24 protein-coding genes are annotated in these 24,912 nt (G+C 62.3%); 20 read left to right on the top strand and 4 right to left on the bottom strand.

What is annotated here, in order from left to right:
• Window positions 1-67 precede the first annotated feature (67 nt).
• The 7 genes from EPK99_RS11865 (at window position 68) to EPK99_RS11835 (ending at window position 6,020) form a co-directional block, all read left to right on the top strand.
• Complete coding sequence (locus tag EPK99_RS11865; RefSeq protein WP_128443222.1) at window positions 68-1,663, top strand: GMC family oxidoreductase; 1,596 nt, start codon at window positions 68-70, stop codon at window positions 1,661-1,663.
• Window positions 1,664-1,685: 22 nt separating this feature from the next.
• On the top strand, window positions 1,686-2,765 hold the full coding sequence (locus EPK99_RS11860; RefSeq protein WP_128443221.1) for an enoyl-CoA hydratase/isomerase family protein: 1,080 nt from the start codon (window positions 1,686-1,688) through the stop codon (window positions 2,763-2,765).
• 21 nt (window positions 2,766-2,786) lie between these two features.
• Complete coding sequence (gene mmsB, locus EPK99_RS11855) at window positions 2,787-3,674, top strand: 3-hydroxyisobutyrate dehydrogenase (protein WP_128443220.1); 888 nt, start codon at window positions 2,787-2,789, stop codon at window positions 3,672-3,674.
• Window positions 3,675-4,154: 480 nt separating this feature from the next.
• Complete coding sequence (locus EPK99_RS11850; protein WP_128443219.1) at window positions 4,155-4,433, top strand: hypothetical protein; 279 nt, start codon at window positions 4,155-4,157, stop codon at window positions 4,431-4,433.
• Between the two features lie 111 nt (window positions 4,434-4,544).
• Window positions 4,545-4,817 carry a DUF982 domain-containing protein gene (locus tag EPK99_RS11845; protein WP_164901756.1) on the top strand — a complete coding sequence of 91 codons (273 nt, stop codon included), beginning with the start codon at window positions 4,545-4,547 and terminating at the stop codon, window positions 4,815-4,817.
• A gap of 81 nt (window positions 4,818-4,898) precedes the next feature.
• The gene (locus EPK99_RS11840; RefSeq protein ID WP_128443217.1) at window positions 4,899-5,450 is read left to right on the top strand and encodes a chloramphenicol phosphotransferase CPT family protein; all 552 of its coding nucleotides are present in this window, start codon (window positions 4,899-4,901) and stop codon (window positions 5,448-5,450) included.
• Between the two features lie 48 nt (window positions 5,451-5,498).
• A complete protein-coding gene (locus EPK99_RS11835) occupies window positions 5,499-6,020 on the top strand; it encodes a P-loop nucleotide/nucleoside kinase family protein (RefSeq protein WP_128443216.1) in 522 nt (173 codons plus the stop codon).
• 329 nt (window positions 6,021-6,349) lie between these two features.
• Here EPK99_RS11835 and EPK99_RS11830 read toward each other — a convergent pair whose 3' ends face one another.
• From EPK99_RS11830 to EPK99_RS11820, 3 genes are all read right to left on the bottom strand, one after another.
• Window positions 6,350-7,786: an NAD-dependent succinate-semialdehyde dehydrogenase gene (locus EPK99_RS11830; RefSeq protein ID WP_128443215.1), complete on the bottom strand. Its 1,437-nt coding sequence runs from the start codon at window positions 7,784-7,786 to the stop codon at window positions 6,350-6,352.
• Between the two features lie 189 nt (window positions 7,787-7,975).
• Window positions 7,976-8,371, bottom strand: coding sequence for a hypothetical protein (locus tag EPK99_RS11825; RefSeq protein ID WP_128443214.1), 396 nt, complete (start codon window positions 8,369-8,371; stop codon window positions 7,976-7,978).
• A gap of 117 nt (window positions 8,372-8,488) precedes the next feature.
• On the bottom strand, window positions 8,489-9,664 hold the full coding sequence (locus EPK99_RS11820; protein WP_128443213.1) for an acyl-CoA dehydrogenase: 1,176 nt from the start codon (window positions 9,662-9,664) through the stop codon (window positions 8,489-8,491).
• Window positions 9,665-9,760: 96 nt separating this feature from the next.
• On the opposite strand from EPK99_RS11820, the gene EPK99_RS11815 reads away from it, so the two are divergent.
• Window positions 9,761-10,693, top strand: coding sequence for a LysR family transcriptional regulator (locus tag EPK99_RS11815; RefSeq protein ID WP_128443410.1), 933 nt, complete (start codon window positions 9,761-9,763; stop codon window positions 10,691-10,693).
• A gap of 57 nt (window positions 10,694-10,750) precedes the next feature.
• Here EPK99_RS11815 and EPK99_RS11810 read toward each other — a convergent pair whose 3' ends face one another.
• Window positions 10,751-11,515 (bottom strand): SDR family oxidoreductase, encoded by a 765-nt coding sequence (locus tag EPK99_RS11810; protein WP_128443212.1) that lies wholly within the window; start codon window positions 11,513-11,515, stop codon window positions 10,751-10,753.
• 139 nt (window positions 11,516-11,654) lie between these two features.
• Between EPK99_RS11810 and EPK99_RS11805 the strand changes: the two genes are divergently transcribed.
• The 12 genes from EPK99_RS11805 (at window position 11,655) to EPK99_RS11750 (ending at window position 24,594) form a co-directional block, all read left to right on the top strand.
• Window positions 11,655-12,536: a LysR family transcriptional regulator gene (locus tag EPK99_RS11805; RefSeq protein ID WP_425374198.1), complete on the top strand. Its 882-nt coding sequence runs from the start codon at window positions 11,655-11,657 to the stop codon at window positions 12,534-12,536.
• A 123-nt stretch (window positions 12,537-12,659) separates the two neighbouring features.
• Window positions 12,660-13,721: a LacI family DNA-binding transcriptional regulator gene (locus EPK99_RS11800; protein ID WP_164901755.1), complete on the top strand. Its 1,062-nt coding sequence runs from the start codon at window positions 12,660-12,662 to the stop codon at window positions 13,719-13,721.
• Window positions 13,721-14,752 (top strand): polyamine ABC transporter substrate-binding protein, encoded by a 1,032-nt coding sequence (locus EPK99_RS11795; RefSeq protein ID WP_128443408.1) that lies wholly within the window; start codon window positions 13,721-13,723, stop codon window positions 14,750-14,752. The genes EPK99_RS11800 and EPK99_RS11795 overlap by 1 nt, the downstream gene beginning before the upstream one ends.
• 221 nt (window positions 14,753-14,973) lie before the next feature.
• Window positions 14,974-15,831 carry an ABC transporter permease gene (locus EPK99_RS11790; RefSeq protein WP_128443210.1) on the top strand — a complete coding sequence of 286 codons (858 nt, stop codon included), beginning with the start codon at window positions 14,974-14,976 and terminating at the stop codon, window positions 15,829-15,831.
• Window positions 15,831-16,622, top strand: a complete 792-nt coding sequence (locus EPK99_RS11785) for an ABC transporter permease (RefSeq protein WP_128443407.1) — start codon at window positions 15,831-15,833, stop codon at window positions 16,620-16,622. The genes EPK99_RS11790 and EPK99_RS11785 overlap by 1 nt, the downstream gene beginning before the upstream one ends.
• Complete coding sequence (locus EPK99_RS11780) at window positions 16,615-17,640, top strand: ABC transporter ATP-binding protein (RefSeq protein ID WP_128443209.1); 1,026 nt, start codon at window positions 16,615-16,617, stop codon at window positions 17,638-17,640. Before EPK99_RS11785 ends, EPK99_RS11780 begins: the two co-directional genes overlap by 8 nt.
• An 11-nt stretch (window positions 17,641-17,651) precedes the next feature.
• Window positions 17,652-18,587, top strand: coding sequence for a nucleoside hydrolase (locus EPK99_RS11775; RefSeq protein ID WP_128443208.1), 936 nt, complete (start codon window positions 17,652-17,654; stop codon window positions 18,585-18,587).
• On the top strand, window positions 18,581-20,371 hold the full coding sequence (locus tag EPK99_RS11770) for an adenine deaminase (RefSeq protein ID WP_128443207.1): 1,791 nt from the start codon (window positions 18,581-18,583) through the stop codon (window positions 20,369-20,371). Before EPK99_RS11775 ends, EPK99_RS11770 begins: the two co-directional genes overlap by 7 nt.
• A 9-nt stretch (window positions 20,372-20,380) precedes the next feature.
• Window positions 20,381-21,073: a phosphoribosyltransferase gene (locus EPK99_RS25480; protein WP_128443206.1), complete on the top strand. Its 693-nt coding sequence runs from the start codon at window positions 20,381-20,383 to the stop codon at window positions 21,071-21,073.
• A gap of 377 nt (window positions 21,074-21,450) precedes the next feature.
• The gene (locus EPK99_RS11760; RefSeq protein ID WP_128443406.1) at window positions 21,451-21,741 is read left to right on the top strand and encodes a GIY-YIG nuclease family protein; all 291 of its coding nucleotides are present in this window, start codon (window positions 21,451-21,453) and stop codon (window positions 21,739-21,741) included.
• A 104-nt stretch (window positions 21,742-21,845) separates the two neighbouring features.
• Window positions 21,846-22,895, top strand: coding sequence for a dipeptidase (locus EPK99_RS11755; protein ID WP_128443205.1), 1,050 nt, complete (start codon window positions 21,846-21,848; stop codon window positions 22,893-22,895).
• A 58-nt stretch (window positions 22,896-22,953) separates the two neighbouring features.
• Window positions 22,954-24,594: an ABC transporter substrate-binding protein gene (locus EPK99_RS11750; protein ID WP_128443204.1), complete on the top strand. Its 1,641-nt coding sequence runs from the start codon at window positions 22,954-22,956 to the stop codon at window positions 24,592-24,594.
• Window positions 24,595-24,912 lie beyond the last annotated feature (318 nt).

Below are 24,912 nucleotides of genomic sequence, written 5' to 3'. Positions count from 1 at the left end.
CGCACTGGATTCCTGTGACGAGCACAGGAATGAGGGAAGTATGCGGCCCATGCGGACATTCTAGGCAATGAACACCTACGACTACATCATCATCGGGGCCGGCAGCGCGGGTTGCGTGCTGGCCAACCGGCTGTCGCAGGACCCGAAGAACCGCGTGTTGATCCTGGAAGCAGGTGGCAACGACAATTACCACTGGGTGCATATCCCGGTCGGCTATCTCTACTGCATCAACAATCCGCGCACCGACTGGTGCTTCACCACGGAGAAGGAGGAGGGGCTGAATGGCCGCTCGCTCGTCTATCCGCGCGGCAAGATCCTCGGCGGCTGCTCTTCCATCAACGGCATGATCTATATGCGCGGTCAGGCGCGCGATTATGATCTGTGGCGGCAGATGGGATGCACGGGCTGGGGCTGGGACGACGTGCTGCCACTCTTCCGGAAATCCCAGGATTTCTACAAGGGCGCCGACGAGATGCACGGCGCGGGCGGCGAATGGCGGGTCGAGAAATCGAGAGTGCGCTGGGCGGTGCTCGATGCCTTTCAAGAGGCAGCGGCCGAGGCGGGCATTCCCAAGATCGAGGACTTCAACCGCGGCAGTAACGAAGGGTCCTCCTATTTCGACGTCAACCAGAAGTCCGGCATCCGCTGGAACACCTCCAAGGCCTTTCTCAAGCCGGCGATGAAGCGGCCGAACCTTGAGGTCGTCACCAAAGCGCATGTGCAGCGCCTCATCGTCGAGGACGGCGAGGTGAAGGGCGTCGAGTTCCGCCATGACGGGGTGGCGAAGCGGGCTTATGCCGCCCTAGAAACCGTTCTCTCCGCCGGCGCGATCGGCACGCCGCATATTCTCGAACTCTCCGGCATCGGTCGCGGCGACGTCCTGCAGGGGGCGGGCATCGACGTGGTGAAGGAGGTGAGGGGCGTGGGCGAAAACCTGCAGGATCATCTGCAACTGCGCATGGTCTACAAGGTGACCGGCGTTCCCACGCTCAACGAGAAGGCGTCCCGCCTGCTCGGCATGGCGGCGATCGGGCTCGAATATGCCCTGCGCCGCTCCGGGCCGATGTCGATGGCGCCCAGCCAGCTCGGTATCTTCACGCGCTCCGGGCCGGACAAGGAGATGCCGGATCTCGAATATCACGTGCAGCCGGTGTCGCTCGACAAGTTCGGCGATCCCCTGCATCTCTTCCCGGCCATGACGGCGAGCGTGTGCAATCTGAGGCCGGAAAGCCGGGGTTCGGTGCATCTGAAAAGTCCGGATTTCGCCGCGGCGCCGGCAATCCGTCCGAACTATCTTTCGGCGCCAGCCGACCGCGACGTTGCCGTTCGTTCCATCAGACTGACCCGCGAGATCGTGAGGCAGCCGGCCTTCTCCCGTTACCACCCGGTGGAATACAGGCCCGGCCCGAATTACGGCAGCTATGAGGAGCTGGAAAAGGCGGCGGGCGAGATCGGCACAACGATCTTCCATCCGGTCGGGACGGCGCGCATGGGGGCCGATCCCGATAGCGTGGTGGATCCGCGCCTGAAAATGCGGGCGCTTGGAAAGTTGCGTATCGCCGATGCTTCGATCATGCCCAATATAGTGTCTGGCAATACGAATTCGCCAACGATCATGATCGCCGAAAAGGCGGCCGAGATGATCCTGGCGGACAATCGATAGCGTCAGAGGGGAGGGGGCAGGTATGACCGATACCGCAAGCCAGACGGATGAGGTGCTGTTCGACCGCATCGGTTCGGCTGCCGTGATCCGGCTCAACCGGCCGAAGGCGCTGAACAGCCTGAACCTTGCCATGGTGCGGCTGATGAAACCGGCGCTCGACAGGTTTGCGCAGGATGACACGGTATCGATGGTGATCCTGACGGGCGAGGGAGAACGCGGGCTCTGCGCAGGCGGCGATATCCGCGTCATCCACCAGCTCGGCAAGGCGGGCGACCCCGATGTCACCCGCTTCTGGCGGGAGGAGTTTCCGATCAACCACAGGATCGCGCATTATCCTAAACCCTATGTGGCGCTGATGGATGGAATCGTGATGGGCGGCGGCGTCGGCGTCGCCTCGCATGGGCGGCACCGCATCGTCACCGAGCGTACCCGGCTCGCCATGCCGGAAACCGGCATCGGCTATGTGCCGGATGTGGGCGCAACCTGGCTTCTGCCGCGGGCGCCGGGCGAGACCGGAACCTGGCTCGGATTGACGGGAGAGACGGTTGGGCCGGCAGACGCCATCCATTCCCGTCTGGCGGATATATGCGTGCCCTCGGAGCGGTTGCCGGACCTGGTTCATGCTCTGGGGGCCATGGAACCCGGCGCAGCCGATGCGGACGTGCGGGCGGTGCTGGACCGATTTGCCGTTGCACCCGGTGAAAGCCGGCTGGGCGGTGAGCAGGATCTGATCGATCGCTGTTTCGGTTTCGACACGGTGGAGGAAATCGTGGCAGCGCTCGAAAGGGAGACCGCAGAATTCGCCAGAACCACGCGGGAAGCGCTCGCCAGGCGGTCGCCCACTAGCCTCAAGCTGACGCTCCGGCTGCTGCGCCTCGGACGCGACAGTTCAAGCCTTGTGGAATGCCTTGAACGGGAGTTCACTGTTGCGGAGGAAATTCTGAAGCACCATGATTTCTACGAGGGCGTGCGTGCGGCGATCATAGACAAGGATCGAGATCCGAAATGGTCGCCTGCGCGGCTGGAGGATGTCGGGCAGGAGGATTTGGACCGCTATCTTGCGGTCGGTCATCCGGCGCTGTTTGCGGAGCACCGGCTCTGACAGGTGAGGGGGGAAGACTGGATGACGAAGATCGCGTTCGTGGGACTCGGCAATATGGGCGGGCCGATGGCCGGCAATCTGGTGAAGGCGGGTCATGAGGTGCGGGGCTTCGACCTGTCCGAAGCCTCGATCCGGTTGGCTGCCGAAGGCGGCGTTACGCCGGCCAGTTCGCTTGCGGAAGCCGTGAGCGACGCCGAATGCGTGATCACCATGCTGCCGAAGGGACAGCATGTCGTCGCCGTCTGGACCGATCTCACCACCCTGGTCGCAGAAGACACGCTGCTGATCGATTGCTCCACCGTGGACGTGGAAAGCGCAAGGCAGGCGCATAAGCTGGCGTCCGTGATGAACTGCATTTCGCTCGATGCGCCGGTTTCGGGCGGCACGACCGGGGCTTCCGCCGGCACGCTGACCTTCATGGTGGGCGGTTCGGACAAGGCCTTCGCACTCGGTCAGCCGATCCTCGCGGCGATGGGAAGGAAGATCGTGCATTGCGGCGGCAATGGCGCGGGCCAGGCTGCTAAGATCTGCAACAACCTGATCTTGGGCATTTCCATGATCGGCGTCTGCGAAGCCTTCGGGCTTGCGGAAAAACTTGGCCTTTCGCACCAGGCGATGTTCGATGTTGCGTCCACCTCGTCCGGTCAGTGCTGGTCTCTGACAACCTACTGCCCGGTGCCCGGCCCGGTGCCGACATCGCCTGCCAATAACGACTACAGACCGGGTTTTGCGGCGGCGCTGATGCTGAAGGATCTGCAACTGTCGCAGGAGGCGGCGCGGCAGACGGGAGCCGCCACGCCGCTCGGGCAGCACGCAACGGATCTCTATGCCGAATTCGAAAGAGCCGGTCATGCCGGAGAGGATTTTTCGTCCATCATCCATATGCTGCGGGAGAAGGCGGGGCGGTAGACGTCTGCCGACATCAGTTTAACCCACGCCGGCTGTGCCAGCATGGTTGAGACGGGAATGGGGCAGGCAGGGTATGCGGTGGTATGTGGTAGAGTATCATCTGCCTGCCCCGGTCGTTTCGTTCGGTTTTGCGGGACCTGTCATTTCCCGTTCGACCGATCATGGCGACCATCACCGGAAACCGAGCCCTCTTGGCAGAGACGCGAAGCCGGAGGAGGAGGCCGGTTCGCGAACCCGATTTCCCATCCGATGACAGGGAGATTGTGGCGCGGCCGCAGGCGGTGGGGACAATCGGCTAAAGGGAGCCGTGCCAAGATCCTGAAAAATACGGTGAGTTTCTTGAGCGGAGTCGGAAACGTCCCCGGTTCCGGCGCATCATTGACCTTCCGCAAATATGAGCGCATGTTACAATTTCCAGTAGCCGATTTTACGGGCGCTGCTGCTCAAGGTGACGCTTGGCCCCAAGACAAGGAGGACATCATGTCTTCCCCGGCTCATGACGCTCCACTGACGCCAGACGATCTGGCCGTGCTTCGCAGGGTCCTGGATGCCTCGGCACTGGCAACCGGTCGCAAAAATCTGGCCGCGCTGCTGGTCATCCGGCTTTTTCACTCGGGCATGACCAGACCGCAACAACTGGCGGAAGCGATCAATCGGTGCATTGCCGACGACGATGTTGCCGGGGCAGGGATTGCCGGTCATCCGGCATCCGGATCGGAACAGCAGAGCTCGGCAGGCGGGATCAAGACCATCCACTGATATCATCTGCGCCTGTGCTCGGTGAGGCAGGATCCTCCGCCGCCTGTACCCGGTGAAGGGGCCGATCACCGAGACGTTTGCCGGCCAACCACCTGTGATAAGAGGTACTCCTTGAACTCGGTCATCGCCGTCGGCTTTACGCTCGAATGGTCCTATTCCGTCAGCGTCTGGGACGACGGCGCTGGCGAAAGGCGCATCCACGGGCCGCGTGCCGCCCTTCGATATCTGCAGGACGATTTCAGCATCCGCTCAGGCCAGGCTTACTGGACCGCGATCGACGCCTGCAACGCCGCCCTTCTTCATCGCTGCGACGTGGACGAGGCGCGCACCCACTTCATTGCCGCCTATGCCGAATACATGGTCAAGCTGCATGGCCAGCAATGAAAATGCCAAAGCGCCACCGTCCGGTCATTTCAGTGTCACTGCAATGATTTAGCCGTCCGTCCAAGATATTGGAGGCTTCAGATGGCGCAGATCATATTCTTGCACGGGGCATCGAGCAGCGGAAAATCCACAATCGCGAGGTCTCTTCAGGAGCAGATCGAAAAGCCGTTCTGGCATATTTCCATCGATCATCTGAGAGATGCAGGTGTTCTTCCAACGAGCCGTTTCCGTCGCGGCGATTTCCATTGGCCCGATGCCAGGGCGGCTTTCTTCAATGGCTTCCACCTGTCGCTGAAGGCCTATGCCGATGCAGGAAATGATCTCATCCTCGAACATATTCTGGATACGGCCGGGTGGCTGGAGACGCTGGCAAAGCTCCTGGCGGATCACGATGTATTTTTTGTCGGAGTTCACTGCCCGCTTGAGCTTTTGCTGGAGCGGGAAGCTGCCCGAGGGAACCGGCCGATCGGCAGCGCCGAGCAGGATTTCCGGACCATCCATGTCGGTAAAAGATATGACATAGAACTGGATGCGCTTGATGGCACCGATGCAAATGTCGACAAGATATTGCATTCATGGCGAGGCGGCCGACGAAGTTCGAACTTCACGCTGTCCAAACGAATGGCCAGCTGACGCCGATCGGACTGAAATACTACGAGTAACCGGCATCAGGGGGCTGGTATGTTGATAATCTTTGGCGAGCTGCCCGGCTCGGGGAAAAGCACCATTGCGCAAAGCCTGGCGCGCGAGATCAAGGCCCTGTACTTGCGGGTAGACTCCCTGGAACAGGCAATCCGATCATCAGGAATGCTAGCAGCGGATGTTGGCCCGGCGGGGTATATGGCGATGTACCGTGTTGCCGCCGACAATCTTCGGCTGGGTCACGTCGTCATCGTGGATTCAGTCAACCCAATAGAGATCACTCGAACCGCATTCCAGGAGGTCGCATTGCATGCCAGTGCTCCCTTTCTTGAGGTCGAAGTCGTCTGCTCCGATGTGGCGATACACCGCCACCGTGTGGAAACCCGCTTCTCCCCGGTCGAGGGCTTGACCCCGCCGACATGGAGGGAGGTCGAGATGCTGGAATACGAGCCATGGATCGACCCGCATATCCGGCTGGATACGGCACTGCTGTCGGTGGAACAGAGCGTGGCGAAGGTCGTGGCGGCAATCCAATCGGCGGCCGCTCAGGCAAAGGCATGAGCCTCAGCCCATGCCTTTGCCGTCGCATACGGCCAAGCCGCTCGACATGGCAGATGACCCGCTTCAGCCAACCCGAAGGGCCGGGTGCTTTTCCGCCAGTATCTTCGGCTTTCGTCTCGGCCGTACCGGGAGGTATGCCCTTCGCCAAAAGCCTTGATCCTGACGGAAAATCTCTCCGGCAGAACGATTCCATTTAGCCCTGAAACGCTCTAAAGCGCGGCGCGATCTTTCAGATTCGCTCCTTACGCTTTAAGCCTTTGTTTTGTTGCATGTCGTTATCGCAAAACCGCTGCACACTTTTGCGCGACATGCTGTAGACGCGCAAAGTCTCAGTTCATCTGGCTGACGAAGCGGGTTTCGAGATAGGCTTCGACCGCTTCCGAGCCGCCTTCCGTGCCATAGCCCGAATCCTTGACGCCGCCGAAGGGCACTTCAGGAATAGCAAGGCCGTTATGGTTGATGGTCAGCATGCCTGCTTCCACCTGGCGGCCGAGCGCATGCGCCGTCTTGACCGAGCCGGTGAAGGCGTAGGAGGCAAGGCCGAAGGGCAGGCGGTTGGCTTCGGCGATGGCGTCGTCGAGATGCGAGAAGCGGTTGACGATGGCGATCGGGCCGAAGGGCTCGTCGTTCATGATCTTGGCGGAGGTCGGAACGTCGGCCAGCACGGTCGGCTCGAAGAAGTGTCCCTTGTTGCCGATGCGCTTGCCGCCGGTCTTCAGGACCGCGCCCTTGGAAACCGCGTCATGGATCATGTCTTCCATGGCCGGGATGCGGCGTTCATTGGCAAGCGGCCCCATGGTGACGCCGTCTTCCAGGCCGTTGCCCACCTTGAGGGCCTCGGTCGCCTTGACGAAGCCGTCCATGAACCGGTCGGCAATGCCTTCCTGCACAAGGAAGCGGGTCGGTGCCACGCAGACCTGGCCGGCATTGCGGAATTTTGCCGCCGCCGTCACTTCGATCGCCTTTTCCAGATCCGCATCGTCGAAGATGATCGCCGGGGCGTGGCCGCCGAGCTCCATCGTGGCGCGCTTCATGTGCTTGCCCGCAAGGGCTGCGAGATGCTTGCCGATCGGGGTCGAGCCGGTGAACGAGATCTTGCGGATGACCGGATGCGGGATGAGGTATTCCGAGATTTCGGCCGGGATGCCGTAGACCAGGTTGACGACGCCGGCCGGCACGCCGGCATCGGCGAAGGCACGGATCAGTTCGGCCGGGGAGGCTGGCGTTTCTTCGGGCGCCTTGACGATGATCGAGCAGCCGGTGGAAAGGGCGGCCGACAGTTTGCGGACGATCTGGTTGATCGGGAAATTCCAGGGCGTGAAGGCGGCGACCGGACCGACCGGGAATTTCAGCGCCATGTTGGATACGCCACCGAAGCGGGCAGGAATGATCTGGCCGTAGGTGCGGCGGGCTTCCTCGGCGAACCAGTCGATCGTATCGGCCGCGCCCATGGTTTCCATCTTCGACTGGGCCAGCGGCTTGCCCTGTTCGCGGGTCATCAGCCAGGCGATGTCGTCGGCGCGCGAGCGCAGAATGTCGGCTGCCTTGCGCATGAGCTTGGAGCGTTCGAAAGCGGACGTGTCGCGCCAGATCTTGAAGCCCTTGTCGGCCGCTTCCAGTGCCAGATCGAGATCCGCCTTCCGGGCGTGGGCGATCTTGCCGATCACTTCCTCGGTGGCCGGGTCGGAAACAGGAATGGTCTCGCCGCCGATGGCATCGCGCCACTCGCCGTTGATGAAGAGCTTTATGTCTGGATAGGTCTGCATGGTGTCCACTTTCGTTTTCAACGGGCAACCGGCCGCAGGTGGCCCCAAGCCGGCATGGGAAGGTGGATTTGACGTAGGATAAATGCCGCTCGTATTCAACCGGCGTGAGCGCGTCCGGCGCCGAAGATGAGGCCAATTGACGAATTCGTCGGGCGTCCGTTGAACGCGCCGGGCGCAACGGGCATTCCGTCACTCAGCCTGCAGCTTTTTTTGCGCGTGCAGTGCCATGGCGAAGTTGGGTGTCGAAACGAAGATGATGACGATGACGAACCTCCGCAGATCCGAGGAGAGGCTTATCGGCATCTGGGGATCTGACAGGCTGGCGACGACCACCAGGAAGGCTCCGGCAACCGCCCCCTGTAGGACCGCATATTCCACCATCCGGCCGATGGACCTCTCTTTGAGGTTCTCCTCGGGAAAGAAACCGCTCAGGCCCTTCATGGCCAGCATCACCAAGGGCAGCAAAAGGCCGATCTTGAAGAGATTGGCGCCGGGGACACTGTTGTCGAACAGGTAGAGGCCCACCGGCAGGATCACAGCGGGCGCCAGAAAGAGAATGTAGTCCCTTAGAAAATGGCCTTTCATCAGACATCTCCGCTACGGTCTTGTTTCACCCGATCGCAGACAATCTACCAAGATCCTCGGCCCGCGCAAAGGGCTGCGTCGGGCTTTGGGTGTTGTAAAACTCCCGTTTCCGGGCGATCAGAAAAACGCCTGGATGCCCGTCTGGGCGCGGCCGAGGATCAGCGCATGCACGTCGTGCGTACCCTCATAGGTGTTGACGGTTTCGAGGTTCTGCGCGTGGCGCATGACGTGGTATTCGATCTGGATACCGTTGCCGCCGTGCATGTCGCGGGCCTGACGGGCGATATCAAGCGCCTTGCCGCAATTGTTGCGCTTGACGATGGAGATCATTTCCGGTGCCATCTTGTGCTGGTCCATCAGCTGGCCGACGCGCAGCGAAGCCTGGAGGCCGAGGGTGATTTCGGTCTGCATGTCGGCGAGCTTCTTCTGGTAGAGCTGCATTCCGGCGAGCGGCTTGCCGAACTGCTTGCGGTCGAGCCCGTATTGGCGGGCGCGGAACCAGCAGTCTTCCGCCGCACCCAGTACGCCCCAGGAAATGCCGTAGCGGGCGCGGTTGAGGCAGCCGAACGGACCCTTGAGGCCGGAAACGTTGGGCAGGATCGCATCCTCGCCCACATCGACGCCGTCCATGACGATTTCGCCGGTGATCGAGGCGCGCAGCGACAGCTTGCCGCCGATCTTGGGTGCCGACAGACCCTTCATGCCTTTTTCCAGCACGAAGCCGCGGATTTCGTTGTTATGGGCTTCCGACTTCGCCCAGACGACGAAGACGTCGGCAATCGGCGCATTGGAGATCCAGGTCTTTGCGCCGCGCAGGCGGTAGCCGCCCTCGATCTTTTCGGCGCGCGTCTTCATGCCGCCCGGGTCGGAGCCGGCATCGGGCTCGGTCAGGCCGAAGCAGCCGATCAGGTCGCCCGAGACGAGGCCCGGCAGATATTTCTGTTTCTGCTCGTCCGAGCCGTAGGTGAAGATCGGATAGATCACCAGCGAGGACTGCACGCTCATCATCGAGCGGTAACCGCTGTCGATCCGCTCGATCTCGCGGGCGACTAGGCCATAGGCGACGTAGGAGGCGTTGGCGGCGCCATATTCCTCCGGCAGGGTGACGCCGAGCAGGCCGGTCTGGCCCATCAGCTTGAACAGGCCGGCATCCGTGGTTTCATCCAGATAAGCTTCCGACACGCGGGGAGCGAGTTCAGCCTTTGCGAAGCTCGCGGCCGCATCGCGGATCATCCGCTCTTCGTCGGTCAGCTGGTCTTCCAGCAGAAAAGGGTCGTTCCAGGAAAAAGCCACGCTATGCCTCCAATAGTTTGCCCGAAATTATCGTCCTGGCGGGGCAGAGGGCAAGCGCCGTTTACTCACGCGGCCATGATCTATAGTCATAGAGGCATGATCGGGCTTTCACGAAAACTTCTTCCCTCCACCTCGGCGCTGGCGGCTTTCGATTCCGTGGCAAGGCTCGGCAGCTTTTCGGCGGCCGCAGACGAGCTGTCGCTGACGCAAGGGGCGATCAGCCGCCAGGTTTCCGGGCTCGAGGAGCAATTGGGCGTGTTCCTGTTCGACCGGACGAGCCGCGGCGTGAAGCTGACGGCGGCCGGCGAGGACTATGCCCGGACGGTGGCCCATGCGTTGGCGCTGATCCGCTCCGCCTCGCTTCAGGTCATGACCAAACGGCATAGCGACCAGCTGACGCTCGCCATCCTACCGACCTTCGGCACCCGCTGGCTGATGCCGCGCATCCCCGCTTTCGTGGCGCGCCATCCGGAAATCACGCTCAATTTCGTCACCCGCATCGGCATGTTCGATTTCGACCGGGACGGGGTCGACATGGCGATCCATATCGGACCGATGGGCGAGAAGGGGCCGCAATGGCCCGGCGCCGAATGCACGTTCCTGATGGAGGAAATGGTGGCGCCGGTCTGCTCGCCGGCCTTTCTGGCCGCCCATCCGATTGGCGAGCCGCGCGACCTGTTGCGGCTGCCGCTCCTACACATGGCCTCGCGGCCGGGCGCCTGGAGCCATTGGTTCGAGAGCCTCGGCATTGGCGAAACGCCAGCGCAGGGCATGCGCTTCGAGCAGTTCGGCAGCGTCGCTCAAGCCTGCATTGCCGGGCTGGGCGTCGCGCTGATGCCGCTCTTCCTGATCGATTCCGAAATGGCGGAGGGCCAGATCGTCGAGGCCTATCCGCACCATGTCCGCAGCCCGAGCGCCTATTACGCGGTCGCACCCTTGAGCAAGGTGCAGTTCCGGCCGGTCGCGGCCTTCCGGTCCTGGCTGATCGAGGAAGTGGGCCGGTTCCAGCAGGACGTGGTCGGCTGGTAGAGGAATGGCCGGCAACAAGAGCCAGCCATTCTCCGAACAAGTCAGGCTCCGAACAAGTCAGGTGCGGGTGATGGACAGGCCGCCATCCACGAGGGATGCGGTGCCGGTCACGAAGCTTGCGTCGTCCGAGGCGAGGTAGAGGACGGCGCGGGCGATCTCTTCCGCCTTGCCGATACGCTTCAAGGCATGAAGCGCCGTGATGAAGCCCTGCTTTTCCTCGGTATCATTGTGTTCCCGGTACATGTCCGTATCGACGGCGCCGGGAAGGACGGAATTGACCCGGATATTTTCCGGCCCGTATTCCGCGGCCAGCACCTGCGTGAGCCCGATCAGCCCCGACTTGCTGGCGGCATAGGCGGCGGTTCCGGGAAAGCCGACGGTGTATCCGACGAATGTGGAGGTGAAGACGATCGAGCCACCGCCATTGGCCTGCATGGCCGGTATCTGATGCTTGGCGGCCAGGAAGGAAGCCGTGAGGTTGATGGCGACCGTGTCCGCGAATCCCGCCTCGGACACGCCCGTGCTGGGGCCGCCTTCGCCCAGCGTGCCGGCGTTGTTGAAGGCAATGTCGAGCTTGCCGAAGCGTTCGACGGCGGTGGCGACCAGAAGCTTGTGATAGTCTTCCGAGCGGACGTCGCCGGCGACGGCAGTGGCTGTGCCGCCGGCCGATTCAATCTCCGCGACCAGTGCATCCAGCTCCACCTGGCGACGGGCTCCGACCACCAGCTTTGCGCCTTCCTCAGCGAACAGCTTTGCCGTGACCCGGCCGATACCCGAGCTTGCGCCGGTTACGATGGCGACCTTGCCTGTCAATCTTCCCATTGTCCTGATCTCCTGACCATGGAGGAACCGATGCCTCCGTTGCGTTGACAGCAAGATGGCATTTCGCAAGACTTGCGATTAGCTTGCAATCCATGGAACTGCCGTCCGGAAAAGCCGAACAGTGATCAAAACCGAAGCCATGTCCGCTTTCGTTGCAATCGTCGAAAGCGGATCAATCGTCGCGGCTGCCAAACGGCTGCGGCTGTCGAAATCGCTGGTCAGCGACAGGCTGGCGGAGCTGGAGAAATCGCTGGGCGTCGTCCTCCTCCACCGGACGACGAGAAAGCTGACCTTGACCGAAGACGGCGCTGCCTTTCTGGAGCGCGCCCGGCGGATCGTCTCGGAGATCGAGGATGCCGTGGCGGATATTTCGGAACGACGCGGAACCCTTGCGGGTCCTGTTCGCATCGCGGCACCCGTCACCTTCAGCCGGCTGCATCTTGGGCCGGCTCTCTATCCATTTCTAAGCCGGCATCCGGAATTGAAACTCACCCTGGAGATCGACGATCGCCGCGTGGATGCCTTGGCGGATGGGTATGATGCCGTGATCAGGCACGGCGCGATTGCCGATACGCGCCTCATCGCCTGGAAGCTGGCATCGAGCCGCCGGATGCTGGTCGCGTCGGCGGATTATCTGGAACGGCATGGTGCGCCCAAAACGCTCGAAGATCTCGGCAGCCATCGCGGCATCTTCTATGCCAACCGCGGCGTGTCAGACTGGCGCTTCCAGACGGAGGCCGGCCCCGTCCTCGTTCGCGCGAAGCCGGCGCTGGTCGTGAACAATGGCGACATGCTGCGCGATGCCGCCATCGCCGGTCTCGGCCTGACGCTTCTTCCCGCCTTCATTGCCGGACAGCCGATCAAGGATGGGTTGCTGCAGGTTGTTGAAATGGATCAGGAACCCGAGCTTGAATTCATCTATATGGCCCATCCGCAGGGGCGCAACGCTTCCGCAAAGCTCCGCGCCATCGCCGATCATTTAAGGAAGACGTTCGGAGACCCACCATACTGGGAGGCGTAGACGCACGGCGCGAGTAACGTAGCTATACGCCGCCTGATGCAGGAAGTGGGCTAAGGCACGTGGGGGCTCGACTCCAGCCCGATTTTCTCATATTCTGCTTAAACGATTAATCAGGCAGAGCCCATGGCCGTTGTCCGCCACAGTCCGAACATGAGCGCGATTGCCGCGGCTCTTGGCGTGTCTGCGGCAACGGTGTCCAATGCGCTGTCCGGCAAGGGCCGGGTCTCTCCCGAACTTGCGGAAAAAATCCGCACCAAGGCGGCCGAACTTGGTTACGTGCCGAGCCTTACTGCACGGGCGCTGCGGACCGGCCGCAGCGGCGTGCTGGGCCTCGTGCTGCCGAATATCGGTAATCCGCTCTTTCCGCAGATCGCGCAAGCCATCGAAAACGCTGCCGCCGATGCGGGTTACGGCGTGCTGATCGCCGACAGCCGTGGCAACAACAACATGCAGACGCTCGCCATCCAGCGGCTGATGGAGCGCCAGGTGGATGGCATCGTCGTCGTGCCGCGCTTCGGAACCCGAATCGGCGATCTCGGCTGCCCGGTGGCCGTCATCGACAGTCCTTCAACACCCGGCAATACGGTCTCTTCGGACCATTGGCAGGGCGGCCAGCTTGTGGCGGACCATCTCGCCGGGCTCGGTCACCGCAATTTCGTGCTGATCGGCGCCAATCCGCAGTCAAACGTCCAGAACGATCGTATCGGCGGAATGAAGTCGCGTCTGCCGAAGGATGCGAGGGTCGAGGTTGTCTGGATCGAGAAGATCGAGGCCGTGTCCGGGCCCGGCTGCCCGCTCGGTCTCATGGACAAGATCGAACGCGGCTTTACCGCCTTCGCCGCCAGCAACGACCTGCATGCCCTGCGCGCCGTGACGGAGTTGCAGCGCGCCGGCATCCGCATTCCCGATCAGGCCAGTGTCGTCGGTTTCGACGATCTCGCCTGGTCCTCCGTGGTCAGTCCCGCAATCACCACGGTGCGGCAGGATATGGCCGCCATCGCCGAGATTGCCGTCAATGCGCTGCTCGCGGTCATCGATCAGGAGAATGCTGAAATACCCGAGGCCGGCGGCATAGCCATCGCGCAGCACGACCGTGTCCCGATGACGCTCGTGGCCCGCCAGACCAGCGGTCGTCCCGCCATTTTCAATTCGCAAGGCAACACCATAAAAGGGGAAATACGATGATGAAGACATTCGCGTTTACATGCGGAGCGGCCCTGCTCGGCTTGGGCGCCGCCCAGACACCGGCGCTTGCGCAGGAAAAGACGCTGACGATTTCCGTCTATGCGCTGTCGCAGGACGAGTACAAGCAGATCGTCTACGATCCGTTCCAGAAGCTCTGCGGCTGCAAGCTGGTGGTGGAAACCGGCAATAGCGTCGAGCGGCTGGCCAAGATGGAAGCCAACAAGGCAAGCCCCGTCGTCGACATGGCGGTGGTTTCCATGGCCGATGCGCTTGCCGCCGCGCGTGCAGGCCTTACCGACAAGATCGACACTGCCAAGCTTTCGAACTTCGGCAAGCTCTACGACCTCGCCAAGGATCCGAACGGCGACGGCATGAGCGTCGGCTATACCTTCTATGCCACGTCCATCGCCTACCGCTCCGACAAGATGAAGATCGAGAGCTGGGCGGATCTGCTGAAGCCGGAATATGCAAGCCATATCGCCTGGCCGAACGTCACCACCAATCAGGGTCCGCCGGCGCTCTTCATGCTGGGCAAGGCAGTGGGCAAGGACACACCGGACCTCAAGGGGGCCATCACGGCGGTGGGCGAAAAGAAGGACGAGATCGTCACCTTCTATGAGAAATCCTCGCAGCTCGTGCAGTTGATGAAGCAGGAAGAGATCTGGGCAGCGCCGATCGGCCGCTTCACCTGGGCGCCTTTCACCAAGCTCGGTCTGCCCGTCGCCTGGGCGACACCCAAGGAAGGCCAGACCGGCGGCATGAACGTGATGATCGTCACCAAGGGCTCCAAGAACCGCGAACTTGCGACGCAGTTCATGGATTTCTGGCTGTCCACCGAAGTGCAGACCAAGCTTGCCGAGAAGTTCATCGACAGCCCGGCCAACCGGGACGTCAAGGTTTCCGACGAGATCGCCGCCAACCTTACTTATGGCGAGGAAACGGCCAGGAGCCTGAAGCTCATCCCCTCGGCCACCGCGCTCGACAACCGCGCCGGCTGGGTAAAGAGCTGGAACGAGGCCGTGGGGCAGTAAGGCAAGTTTCGGCCCCCTCACCAACAAAATCTAAGACTTAGCTGACGCTAAGATCATGATTTTGTAACCTCTCCCACAAGGGGAGAGGAAGGGCGCCGAGGATGCCTCCCCGGCATCTCTCCCCTTGTGGGAGAGAAAGCGATTTCAACATCTTAGCTTCAGCTAAGTGTTAGAAATCGCAAGTGAGGGGATATCGTCAACAAGGCCGGAGACCACCATCCATGTTCCAGAACCGGGCCGAGGCCCTTGCACTTGCGCTGCCTGCCGCGATCTTCGCGGCGGCGGTGTTTCTCGTGCCTGTGCTGATCCTGCTGTCGGACGGGTTCCGCAACCCGGTGGTCGACGGGGTCGGGGGCGGTTGGACGCTTTCCGCTTTCACCGATTTCTTCTCCAGCTCGCTCAACCAGACGGTCTTTCTGCGCACTTTGCGGCTCGGCGCGATCGTGACGGTTGTGTCGGCGGTGATCGGCTATGCGGCGGCCTTTGCCATCGTCAGCCTCGACCCGGTCGCCAAGGGCCGTGTCACGGGTCTTGTCGTGCTGCCGCTGATGATCTCGCCGGTGGCGCGCACCTATGCCTGGATCGTCATCCTGGGGCGCACCGGCATCGTCAACCAGGCGTTCCAGGCCCTCGGGATCACGCAAGCGCCGTTGCGCATCCTGTTTTCCGAAACCGCGATCTTCATCGGCCTGCTGCAACTCTTCCTGCCTCTGATGATCATTTCGCTGATCTCGGCGCTGGAAAACATGCCGAAGGATGCCATTCCCGCCGCCCGGGTGCTCGGCGCCAACTGGTTCCAGGTGTTCTGGAAGGTGGTGCTGCCGCTGACCAGGGAGGGGCTGGTGATCGGCGGCACGCTGGTCTTCACCGGTTCGCTGACCGCCTATATCACGCCGGCCATTCTGGGCGGCTCCAAGGTGCTGATGCTGGAAACGCTGATGTACCAGCAGGTGGCTGTGTCCAGCAATTTCGTTGCCGCCAGCGTCATCGCCTTCATCCTGATCGTCATGAGCTTCGCCGCCAACATCCTCCTGAAGCGGGTCGCGACGGCCCGCAACAAGGTGAGGGCTGCCGCATGATGCCGAACTCCCTTGGCCGCAATCTGTTTATCCCGCTCACCCTGTTCCTTGTGATCGCCTTCCTGATCGGGCCGTTCCTGATCATCGTCGCCGCCTCGTTTTCGGCGGGCGATACGCTGGCCTTTCCGCCGCAGGGCTTCTCGCTGCGCTGGATCGCCAAGGTCTTCACGGTGGAAAGCTTCCGCGCCTCGTTCGGCATGTCGCTGTTCCTGGCAATCGGCGGCACGGCGGCGGCACTGGTGCTGGGCATTCCCGCCTCCTACGCGCTGTCGCGCTACAAGCTGCCGGGCGCGGAAGTGATCCGCACCGTGGTTTCGGCGCCGATCATCGTGCCGGGCATCATCGTCGGGCTGGCGCTGCTGCGCTACATCGTCGTGCCGTTCGGTGTCGGCATCAGCCTGGCGCTGTTTCTGGCGCATACGGCGCTGGTGCTGCCCTATGCGGTGCGGGTGGTGTCAGCCAGCCTCGACAACCTGCGCTCCGATATAGAGGAGGCGGCGGTGCTGCTCGGCTCGTCGCGAACAGGCGCCTTCTTCCGCGTCGTCCTGCCGAACATTCGCGGCGGCATTCTGTCGGCTTTCATCCTCGGCTTCGTCACCTCGTTCAACCAGGTGCCGGTGTCGCTCTTCCTGTCCGGGCCGGGCGTCCGGACGCTGCCGATCGACATGATCGCCTATATGGAAATCGTCTTCGACCCATCGGTCGCAGCCCTATCGGCGCTGCTCGCCTTCCTGTCCATCGGCATCGTATTTGCCGCCGAACGCTTTCTGGGGTTCTCCCGCTATGTCTGATCAAGCCTACCTCTCGCTCGAAAAGCTGACGCTCGCCTATGGCGATTCGGTTGCTGTCGCCGATCTCGACCTCGATATCCGTCGCGGCGAGCTGATTGCCCTGCTGGGGCCGTCGGGCTGCGGCAAGACGACGACCATGCGGGCGATCGCCGGCCTGTTGCCGGTCAGGAGCGGCCATGTGCGGCTGGACGGCGCCGATATCACCCATGTGTCGCCCAACAAGCGGGCCGTCGGTCTGGTCTTCCAGTCCTATGCGCTGTTTCCGCATCTTTCCGTCTATGAAAACGTTGCCTTCGGGCTGCGGCTGAAGGGCCTGCGTGGCACAGAGCTCGACGCCAAGGTGCAGTCGGGCATCAAGTCCGTCGGCCTGTCGAGTTTTGCCAACCGGCGTCCGGCCGAGCTTTCCGGCGGCCAGCAGCAGCGCGTGGCGCTGGCCCGCTCCATGGTGATGGAGCCGAAGGTGCTGCTGCTCGACGAGCCGCTGTCCAACCTCGATGCAAGGCTGCGGCTGGAAATGCGCACCGAATTGCAGCGCGTCCAGAAGGAAACGGGCGTGACGATGATCTTCGTCACCCATGACCAGGCGGAGGCGCTGGCGCTGGCAGACCGGATCGTGGTGATGAAGCGCGGCGCCATCGAGCAGATCGGCTCGCCGCAGGATATCTACAACCGGCCGCAATCCTCCTTCGTCGCCGATTTCGTCGGCTTCGAGAACGTCTTTGCGCTGGAAGGCGGAAAGCTGAAGGCGGCTGGCAGCCTGTTCGAACTCCAGGGAGAGGCCCCTTCAGCGGCGGGCCTCGCCTGGCGGCCGCGTATGGTGTCCCTGGGGACAGGTCCTTTTCGGGGCACCGTGCGCGGCACATCCTTTGCCGGCGACCACAGGGAATATCTGCTGGATACGCCGCTCGGGCTGATCAAGGCAGAGGTGGAGGCCAGCCAGCCCGTGCATGATCTCGGCACCGAGCTTGCCTTCGATCTGCCGGCCCACAAGGCCGTGCCGCTGTCGCAGTTTTCTTGAGGATCGCCGGAATGGGTATCTGGATCGACACGGACATGGGTTTCGACGACATCGCCGCGATCATGGTCGCCGCGCATGCGGGGCTTGGCATTGACGGAATTTCGCTCACCTTCGGCAATGCGCCGCTGGAGCAGGTGCGGCGCAATGCGGCGAGCGCTGCTTCCGCCTTCGTCTGGCCGTTTCCAATCTATGCGGGGCGGGAAGCGCCCGTTCTCGGGCAGCTGGAAACGGCAACCGGAATTCTCGGTGCAGCCGGCATGCCGAGCGCAGGCCTTATGCTGCCGCAGGTGCCGGATGAACTGGAGGGCGGCGCATTCGAAGCGCTCTGCGCCTGGCTCGAGCAGAATGAAGGCGAGGAGGAGCCGGAGCGACGGATCATGGCCCTTGGCCCGCTCACGAATATCGCGGCGGTGGCGCTGGCGCGGCCGGATCTTGGCCGCCGGATCACCGAGCTGACCTGGATGGGCGGTTCGGTGACGGCCGGCAATCACACGGCCTCGGCCGAGTTCAATGCCTTTGCCGATCCGGAAGCGCTGGGCATCGTGCTTGCCCACGGCATTCCGCTGAAGATGATCGACCTCGACCTCTGCCGCCAGGTGCTTTGCGCACCGGAGGACGTGGCGCCGATCCGCGTCGCCGGTGGGCGAAATGCGGAACTGCTGGCCGATCTTCTCACCGGCTTCATCGACATCGCGATCCGGCGCGGGCGCCCGGCCATGTCGCTCTATGATGCGGTCGCCGTCGTTGCGCTCGCCTATCCCGATACGGTGACCTGGCAGGAGGCGCGCATCGATGTCGAGCTTGCTGGCGGATTGACGCGCGGGCGCACCGTGGTCGAAACGCGGGCGGCGCGCGGAGCGTTCAATGCCGCTTTCGGGGCGCAGATCGATGCTGCGCGAGCGCGTAATATCATTATGGAAACGCTGCGGGCGGAGGCAACATGGTGAGCGGTATCATTGCGGACGTGAACGCGTTCAACGATCCGGACTTGCGCACCCGCGCGGTGGAAGCTGCGCGCGGAGACCGGCCGTTCGACATTCTCATCACCGGCGGCACCCTGGTGGATGTGGTGACAGGCGAGTTGCGGCCGGCCGATATCGGTCTGGTCGGGCTGCTGATCGCCAGCGTCCATGAGACGGGCAGCCGCAGCGACGCAGCGGAGATCCTCGACGCGACCGGTGCCTATGTATCACCCGGACTGATCGACACGCATATGCACATCGAAAGCTCCATGGTGACGCCAGCCACTTATGCTGCAGCCGTCGTGTCACGCGGGGTGACGACCGTCGTCTGGGACCCGCATGAATTCGGCAATGTCCATGGCGTCGATGGGGTGAGCTGGGCCGTCGAGGCGGTCAAGATCTTGCCGCTGCGCTGCGTGATGCTGGCGCCCTCCAGCGTTCCCTCGGCGCCGGGGCTGGAAATGGCGGGCGCCGATTTCGATGCGGCGACGATCGAGGAAATGCTTTATTGGCCGAAGATCTGCGGCCTTGCCGAGGTCATGAACATGCGCGGTGTGATCGACCGCGATCCGCGCATGAGCACAATCGTGCAGGCGGCGCTCGATTCCGAAAAGCTGGTCTGCGGCCATGCGCGCGGTCTGTCTGGCCCCGATCTTGCAGCTTTCATGGTGGCCGGCGTCACGTCGGACCATGAGCTGGTTTCGGCGGACGATCTGCTGGCGAAGCTGCGCGCCGGGCTTACCATCGAGCTGCGAGGTTCGCACGACCATCTGCTGCCGGAACTGGTAGAGGCCATCAACGGGCTCGGGCATCTGCCGCAGACGGTGACGCTCTGCACGGACGACGTCTTCCCGGACGATCTGGTGGATGGCGGCGGGTTGGATGACGTTGTCCGCCGGCTCGTCCGCTACGGAATGAAGCCGGAATGGGCGCTGCAGGCGGCCACGCTGAACGGCGCAGTCCGGCTTGGGCGCAGGGATCTCGGCCTGATCGCGCCGGGACGCCGCGCCGATATCGCCGTCTTCGAGGACCTTGGCGACTTCCGTGCTCGCTGCGTCATTGCGAGCGGTACGGTCGTTTCGAAGGCGGGCATAATTGCCAGCGCCGTGTGTTCGGCCGATCCGGCGCCCCTACGCGGTTCGGTCAAGCTCCAGCCGCTTCAGGAGCAGGATTTCCGGGTTGTCTCGGAAGGCAGAGAAGTTCGCTTAGCGACCATTGCGCGGCCCCGGTTCACGCAATGGGGGGAAACGGGTGCGGATGTCGTCGATGGTTACGTGGTACCCCCGGAGGACACGACGCTGATCGCCGTGACCCATCGCCACGGCCGTACCGACAGCCGCACCCGTGTCGGGTTTCTGGAAGGCTGGGGCAAATGGCGGGGCGCTTTCGCGACCACGCTTGCGCATGACAGCCACAACCTTACCGTCTTCGGTGCCGATCCCAGAGACATGGCCATGGCGGCCAATGCGGTGATCGAGGCAGGCGGCGGCATGGCGGTGGTCGAGCACGGCGAGGTGAAAGCGCTGCTGCCGCTGCCTCTGTCGGGCCTTGTCTCCGAAGCGCCGCTGATCGAGGTTGCGGACGGCTTCCGCCACATCCGGGCGGCGATGGACCGGATCGTCGATTGGGAACCGCCCTACCTCGTGTTCAAGGCCTGTTTCGGCGCGACGCTGGCCTGCAATCCGGGACCGCATCAGACAGATCGCGGCATTGCCGACGGTTCAACCGGGCAGCTTCTCGCATCGCCCGTCCTCAGTATTGTGGAATAGGGGCAGCCGATGCAGCCGCATGATTTCTGGCAGACCATTCACCCGCCCGGCAGCCCCGACACTGCAGGGCCGTTTGCAGGATTCTTTCCGGCGCAGCTTTCGGACGGCAGCCAGCTTGCCCTGCCGATCCGGCCGCTCGCCGACGGCGAACATGCGCTCGCCTCGCTGATCATCAACCAGGCGAGTTTCGACGTACAGGATGCGCTGGCCGCATCGCTCGCGCCGCGGCTTGCAAACTTCCGGCCGGAGGTGATCGTCGGGCTGCCGACGCTTGGCTTGACGCTTGCGGCAGCCGTTGCCCGCACACTCGGCCACACCCGTTATGTGCCGCTCGGAACCTCGCGGAAATTCTGGTACGACGAGACGCTGTCCGTGCCGCTTTCGTCCATCACGACACCCGAGCAGAAGAAGCGGCTTTACGTGGATCCGCGCATGCTGCCGCTCATCCAGGGCAAGCGGGTGGCGCTGGTGGACGACGTCATTTCCAGCGGTGCCTCCATCATTGCCGCCCTGTCGCTGATGCAATCGCTCGACGTGGAGCCGGTGGTGATCGGCGCTGCCATGCTGCAGTCGGAACGCTGGCACGAGAGGCTCGACGCTTTCGGCACGGGGTGGCGGCCACGCGTGGTCGGTGCCTTTGCGACCCCCCTGCTGCGCAAGGCCGGGGATGGGACGTGGGAATCTGATGCTTCAGTTGATTAATGGAAGTGATACGGGTCTTTCGCCGCGCGGACGCGCGTCGGCTGGATTCCTGTGACGGATCCCCGGAACAAGCCCGAGGACAGGAATGAGGGTGGAGGGAGCGGAGGTATCGTAGCACAGGATAGGAGCCATTCGATTGCACCTTGCTCAGTTGCAGGATCGTGGCAGAGCTGCTTAAGCAAATGTTCGGCGGCAACATCGAGCCTAAATGGTGGATGCTGGCATGGATCATGCTCTACACTCCCTCATTCCTGTCCTCGGGCTTGTTCCGGGGATCGGTCACAGGAATCCAGCAGCGCCGCGTCGGCGGCGCGGGAAACGCCAACGCGCATCAGAATGCAGTTGAAAAAACCTCAAGCCACAATCACTGTTCGACCATGAAAGGCTATGTCTACATTCTGGCGTCCAAGCGGAACGGAACGCTGTATATCGGCGTAACGCGCGACCTGCCCGGCCGTCTGTATGAACATCAAAATGAGCTAACGCCAGGGTTTACCTCGAGATACGGCGTGAAAACGCTCGTATGGTTCGAGGAGTTCGATCTTCTTGTAGATGCCATTAAGCGCGAAAAGACGATGAAGAAGTGGCCTCGTCAATGGAAGCTCAATCTGATCGAGCAGATGAACCCCGAGTGGAGCGACATCTCTTCCTACCTGCACTCGCTGTAAGTTGCTGTGATGACATACGATTGTGGCTTGCGAACGTTTTCCGGCTGATTAGGATCGCGGACTTTCTCATCTGACACTCCTTCAATAAAATCGGGACTGCATTCATGGAACTGGTGTTCGACGGCCATAACGACGTGCTTTTGAGGCTCTGGCGGACCATGAAGGCGGGCGGCGACCCGGTAGCGGAATTTGCAGACGGCACGCCGGCTGGTCATATCGATGCGCCGCGCTCCAAGGCGGGCGGTCTCGCCGGCGGGCTTTGCGCCATCTATATCCCCTCCGGCGATCTGGTGCTCAAGGAGCCGGATGCCCAGGGCCATTACGAGACGCCGCTTGCGGCGCCGCTCGACTACCAGCCGTCGCTGGATATCGCGCTGGAAATGGCGGCCATCGCGCTGAAGCTCGACCGTGCCGGCGCGTGGCGCCTCTGCCATTCCACTGACGGGATCAGAAAGGCCATGGAGGAGGGCATATTCGCCGCCGTCATGCACATGGAAGGCTGCGAGGCGATCGATGCCGATCTCAACAATCTGGAGGTCTTTTATGCCGCCGGGCTGCGGTCGCTTGGACCGGTCTGGAGCCGCCATAATATCTTCGGCCACGGCGTTCCCTTTGCCTATCCGATGACGACGGATACCGGTCCCGGCCTCACCGAGCTCGGCTTTGAACTCGTCAAGGCCTGCAACCGGCTCGGCATCCTGATCGACCTCGCGCATATCACGGAGAAGGGCTTCTGGGACGTCGCCAGAACGTCCGATCAGCCGCTGATCGCCAGCCACTCGAATGCGCATGCTCTGACGCCCGTCGCGCGCAACCTCACCGACCGGCAGATGGATGCCATCAAGGACAGCGGCGGCCTGGCCGGGCTCAACTATGCGGTGACCATGCTGCGGGCCGACGGGCGTGACGATGCGGCAACGCCTTTGTCCGATATGATCCGCCACATCAACTATACGGTTGAGCGGATGGGGATCGATCACGTGGCGCTCGGCTCCGACTTCGATGGGGCGACAATTCCACAGGAAATTCAAGATGCGGCCGGCAATCAGAATCTGGTTGCAGCCCTCAAAACTGAGGGATACGGTGCCGACGAACTTGCCAAGCTCTGCCGCGAAAACTGGTTGAGGGTGCTCGGCCGAGCATGGCACGAATAGGCTACCGTAGACGTCGAAAACAAACATAAAAGTCAGAATTAAAGACAGGGGAACTCACATGATCCATTCGCTCAACAAGAGCCTCCGCGTGCTGTCCACCAGCGCCGCATTCGGGCTGCTGCTGGTAGCCGCGCCGCAGGCCTTTGCCGCGACGCCGGCCGACACGCTCGTCGAAGGCTTTGCGATCGACGACATCATCACGATCGATCCGGGCGAAGCCTTCGAGCTGTCGACCGCGGAAATCACCGCCAATTGCTATAGCAAGCTGGTCATGCTGGACCCGGCCGATACGTCCAAGGTGATCGGCGACCTCGCCGAAAGCTGGACGATCTCCGATGACGGCCTGACCTATACATTCAAACTGAAGTCCGGGCTGAAATTCGTATCCGGCAATCCGATCACTGCCACGGATGTCGCTTACTCCTTCGAGCGCGCGATCAAGCTCGACAAGTCGCCGGCCTTCCTGCTGACCCAGTTCGGCCTGACGGGCGACAATGTTGCCGACAAGGCAAAGGCGGCCAACGACACGACTTTCGTGTTCACCGTGGACAAGCCCTATGCGCCGAGCTTCGTGCTGAACGTGCTGACCGCGACGGTCGCTTCCATCGTCGACAAGAAGGTGGTGTCAGAGCATGCCAAGAAGGTGACGCCGAGCGCCGACTACAAATACGACACGGATTTCGGCAATGAGTGGATGAAGACCGGCTATGCCGGTTCCGGCCCCTACAAGACGATGGCCTGGCGCGCCAACGAAGCCGTTATCCTGGAAGCCAACCCCAATTACTACGGCGAAAAGCCGAAGCTGAAGCGCGTCATCTACCGGCACATGAAGGAAAGCTCGGGCCAGCGCCTGGCGCTCGAAAACGGCGATATCGACGTCGCCCGCAACCTGGAGCCGGGTGATCTGGATGCGGTTCAGAAGAAGGGGCTTTCGCTGACCTCGGCGCCGAAGGGCACGGTCTATTTCTTCAGCCTCAACCAGAAGAACAAGAACCTGGCCAAGCCGGAAGTGGCCGAAGCCTTCAAGTATCTGGTCAATTACGATGCGATCGGCGCAACCCTGATCAAGGGCATCGGCGAGATCCACCAGACCTTCCTGCCCAAGGGTCAACTCGGTGCCATCGACGACAAGCCCTACAAGCTGGACGTGGCCAAGGCCAAGGAACTGCTGGCCAAGGCAGGCCTGAAGGACGGCTTCACCGTGACCATGGACGTGCGCAACAACCAGCCGGTGACCGGCATTGCCGAAAGCGTGCAGCAGACCCTCGCGCAGGCCGGCATCAAACTGGAAATCATCCCGGGCGACGGCAAGCAGACGCTGACCAAGTTCCGCGCCCGCACGCACGACATCTATATCGGCCAGTGGGGCTCGGACTATTTCGACCCGAACTCGAATGCCGAGACCTTCGTGATCAACTACGACAACTCGGACGAAGGCAAGAACAAGACGCTCGCCTGGCGCAATGCCTGGGACGTGCCGAAGGAGCTTTCGGACGCTGCCAAGGGCGCATTGCTGGAAAAGGATTCGGCCAAGCGTGCCGCAACCTATGAAGACCTGCAGCGCAAGGTTCTGGCGCAGAGCCCGTTCGTGTTCCTCTTCCAGCAGGTGGAAGTGGCGGGATATTCGCCCAAGCTCAAGAACTTCAAGCTTGGCCCGAGCTTCGATACGAACTTCGTCTATCCGGTGTCGAAGGAATAGTCCGCATCAGTCAAGGGATGCGGAAAGTGTGCCGGCATATTGGAGAGCCCCTCATTCCTGTGCCTGTCACAGGAATCCAGTCAGCCCAGGTCCTTGGGCTGAAAAGACACTTTCGCGTCGCGGACGCGACGCTGCTGGATCCCTGTGACGAGCACAGGGATGAGGGAGCAAGGAGCATCGACCGAGCTTCAGGCAGCGTTCGGTCCCATGTGCGATCGCTTGGTTTAGACGGAGGGCAGGGGCAAACCGCGACGCCCCGCCTCACTCTAAGGAGAACTCCTTGACCCTGATCGATACGACAGCGGCGACACGGCGCAG

The sequence above is a fragment of the Neorhizobium lilium genome, assembly GCF_004053875.1.
Lineage (GTDB): Bacteria > Pseudomonadota > Alphaproteobacteria > Rhizobiales > Rhizobiaceae > Neorhizobium > Neorhizobium lilii.
Note: the sequence above shows the minus strand (reverse complement) of the source record. Positions and strands in the feature narration are given on the sequence as shown.

What these genes read in the sequence shown, in the direction of transcription:
- EPK99_RS11865 (WP_128443222.1), top strand. Translation starts at nt 68, where the DNA reads ATGAACACCTACGACTACATCATCATCGGGGCCGGCAGCGCGGGTTGC.
- EPK99_RS11860 (WP_128443221.1), top strand. Translation starts at nt 1,686, where the DNA reads ATGACCGATACCGCAAGCCAGACGGATGAGGTGCTGTTCGACCGCATC.
- mmsB (WP_128443220.1), top strand. Translation starts at nt 2,787, where the DNA reads ATGACGAAGATCGCGTTCGTGGGACTCGGCAATATGGGCGGGCCGATG.
- EPK99_RS11850 (WP_128443219.1), top strand. Translation starts at nt 4,155, where the DNA reads ATGTCTTCCCCGGCTCATGACGCTCCACTGACGCCAGACGATCTGGCC.
- EPK99_RS11840 (WP_128443217.1), top strand. Translation starts at nt 4,899, where the DNA reads ATGGCGCAGATCATATTCTTGCACGGGGCATCGAGCAGCGGAAAATCC.
- EPK99_RS11835 (WP_128443216.1), top strand. Translation starts at nt 5,499, where the DNA reads ATGTTGATAATCTTTGGCGAGCTGCCCGGCTCGGGGAAAAGCACCATT.
- EPK99_RS11830 (WP_128443215.1), bottom strand. Translation starts at nt 7,786, where the DNA reads ATGCAGACCTATCCAGACATAAAGCTCTTCATCAACGGCGAGTGGCGC.
- EPK99_RS11825 (WP_128443214.1), bottom strand. Translation starts at nt 8,371, where the DNA reads ATGAAAGGCCATTTTCTAAGGGACTACATTCTCTTTCTGGCGCCCGCT.
- EPK99_RS11815 (WP_128443410.1), top strand. Translation starts at nt 9,761, where the DNA reads ATGATCGGGCTTTCACGAAAACTTCTTCCCTCCACCTCGGCGCTGGCG.
- EPK99_RS11810 (WP_128443212.1), bottom strand. Translation starts at nt 11,515, where the DNA reads ATGGGAAGATTGACAGGCAAGGTCGCCATCGTAACCGGCGCAAGCTCG.
- EPK99_RS11805 (WP_425374198.1), top strand. Translation starts at nt 11,655, where the DNA reads ATGTCCGCTTTCGTTGCAATCGTCGAAAGCGGATCAATCGTCGCGGCT.
- EPK99_RS11800 (WP_164901755.1), top strand. Translation starts at nt 12,660, where the DNA reads ATGGCCGTTGTCCGCCACAGTCCGAACATGAGCGCGATTGCCGCGGCT.
- EPK99_RS11795 (WP_128443408.1), top strand. Translation starts at nt 13,721, where the DNA reads ATGAAGACATTCGCGTTTACATGCGGAGCGGCCCTGCTCGGCTTGGGC.
- EPK99_RS11790 (WP_128443210.1), top strand. Translation starts at nt 14,974, where the DNA reads ATGTTCCAGAACCGGGCCGAGGCCCTTGCACTTGCGCTGCCTGCCGCG.
- EPK99_RS11785 (WP_128443407.1), top strand. Translation starts at nt 15,831, where the DNA reads ATGCCGAACTCCCTTGGCCGCAATCTGTTTATCCCGCTCACCCTGTTC.
- EPK99_RS11780 (WP_128443209.1), top strand. Translation starts at nt 16,615, where the DNA reads ATGTCTGATCAAGCCTACCTCTCGCTCGAAAAGCTGACGCTCGCCTAT.
- EPK99_RS11775 (WP_128443208.1), top strand. Translation starts at nt 17,652, where the DNA reads ATGGGTATCTGGATCGACACGGACATGGGTTTCGACGACATCGCCGCG.
- EPK99_RS11770 (WP_128443207.1), top strand. Translation starts at nt 18,581, where the DNA reads ATGGTGAGCGGTATCATTGCGGACGTGAACGCGTTCAACGATCCGGAC.
- EPK99_RS25480 (WP_128443206.1), top strand. Translation starts at nt 20,381, where the DNA reads ATGCAGCCGCATGATTTCTGGCAGACCATTCACCCGCCCGGCAGCCCC.
- EPK99_RS11760 (WP_128443406.1), top strand. Translation starts at nt 21,451, where the DNA reads ATGAAAGGCTATGTCTACATTCTGGCGTCCAAGCGGAACGGAACGCTG.
- EPK99_RS11755 (WP_128443205.1), top strand. Translation starts at nt 21,846, where the DNA reads ATGGAACTGGTGTTCGACGGCCATAACGACGTGCTTTTGAGGCTCTGG.
- EPK99_RS11750 (WP_128443204.1), top strand. Translation starts at nt 22,954, where the DNA reads ATGATCCATTCGCTCAACAAGAGCCTCCGCGTGCTGTCCACCAGCGCC.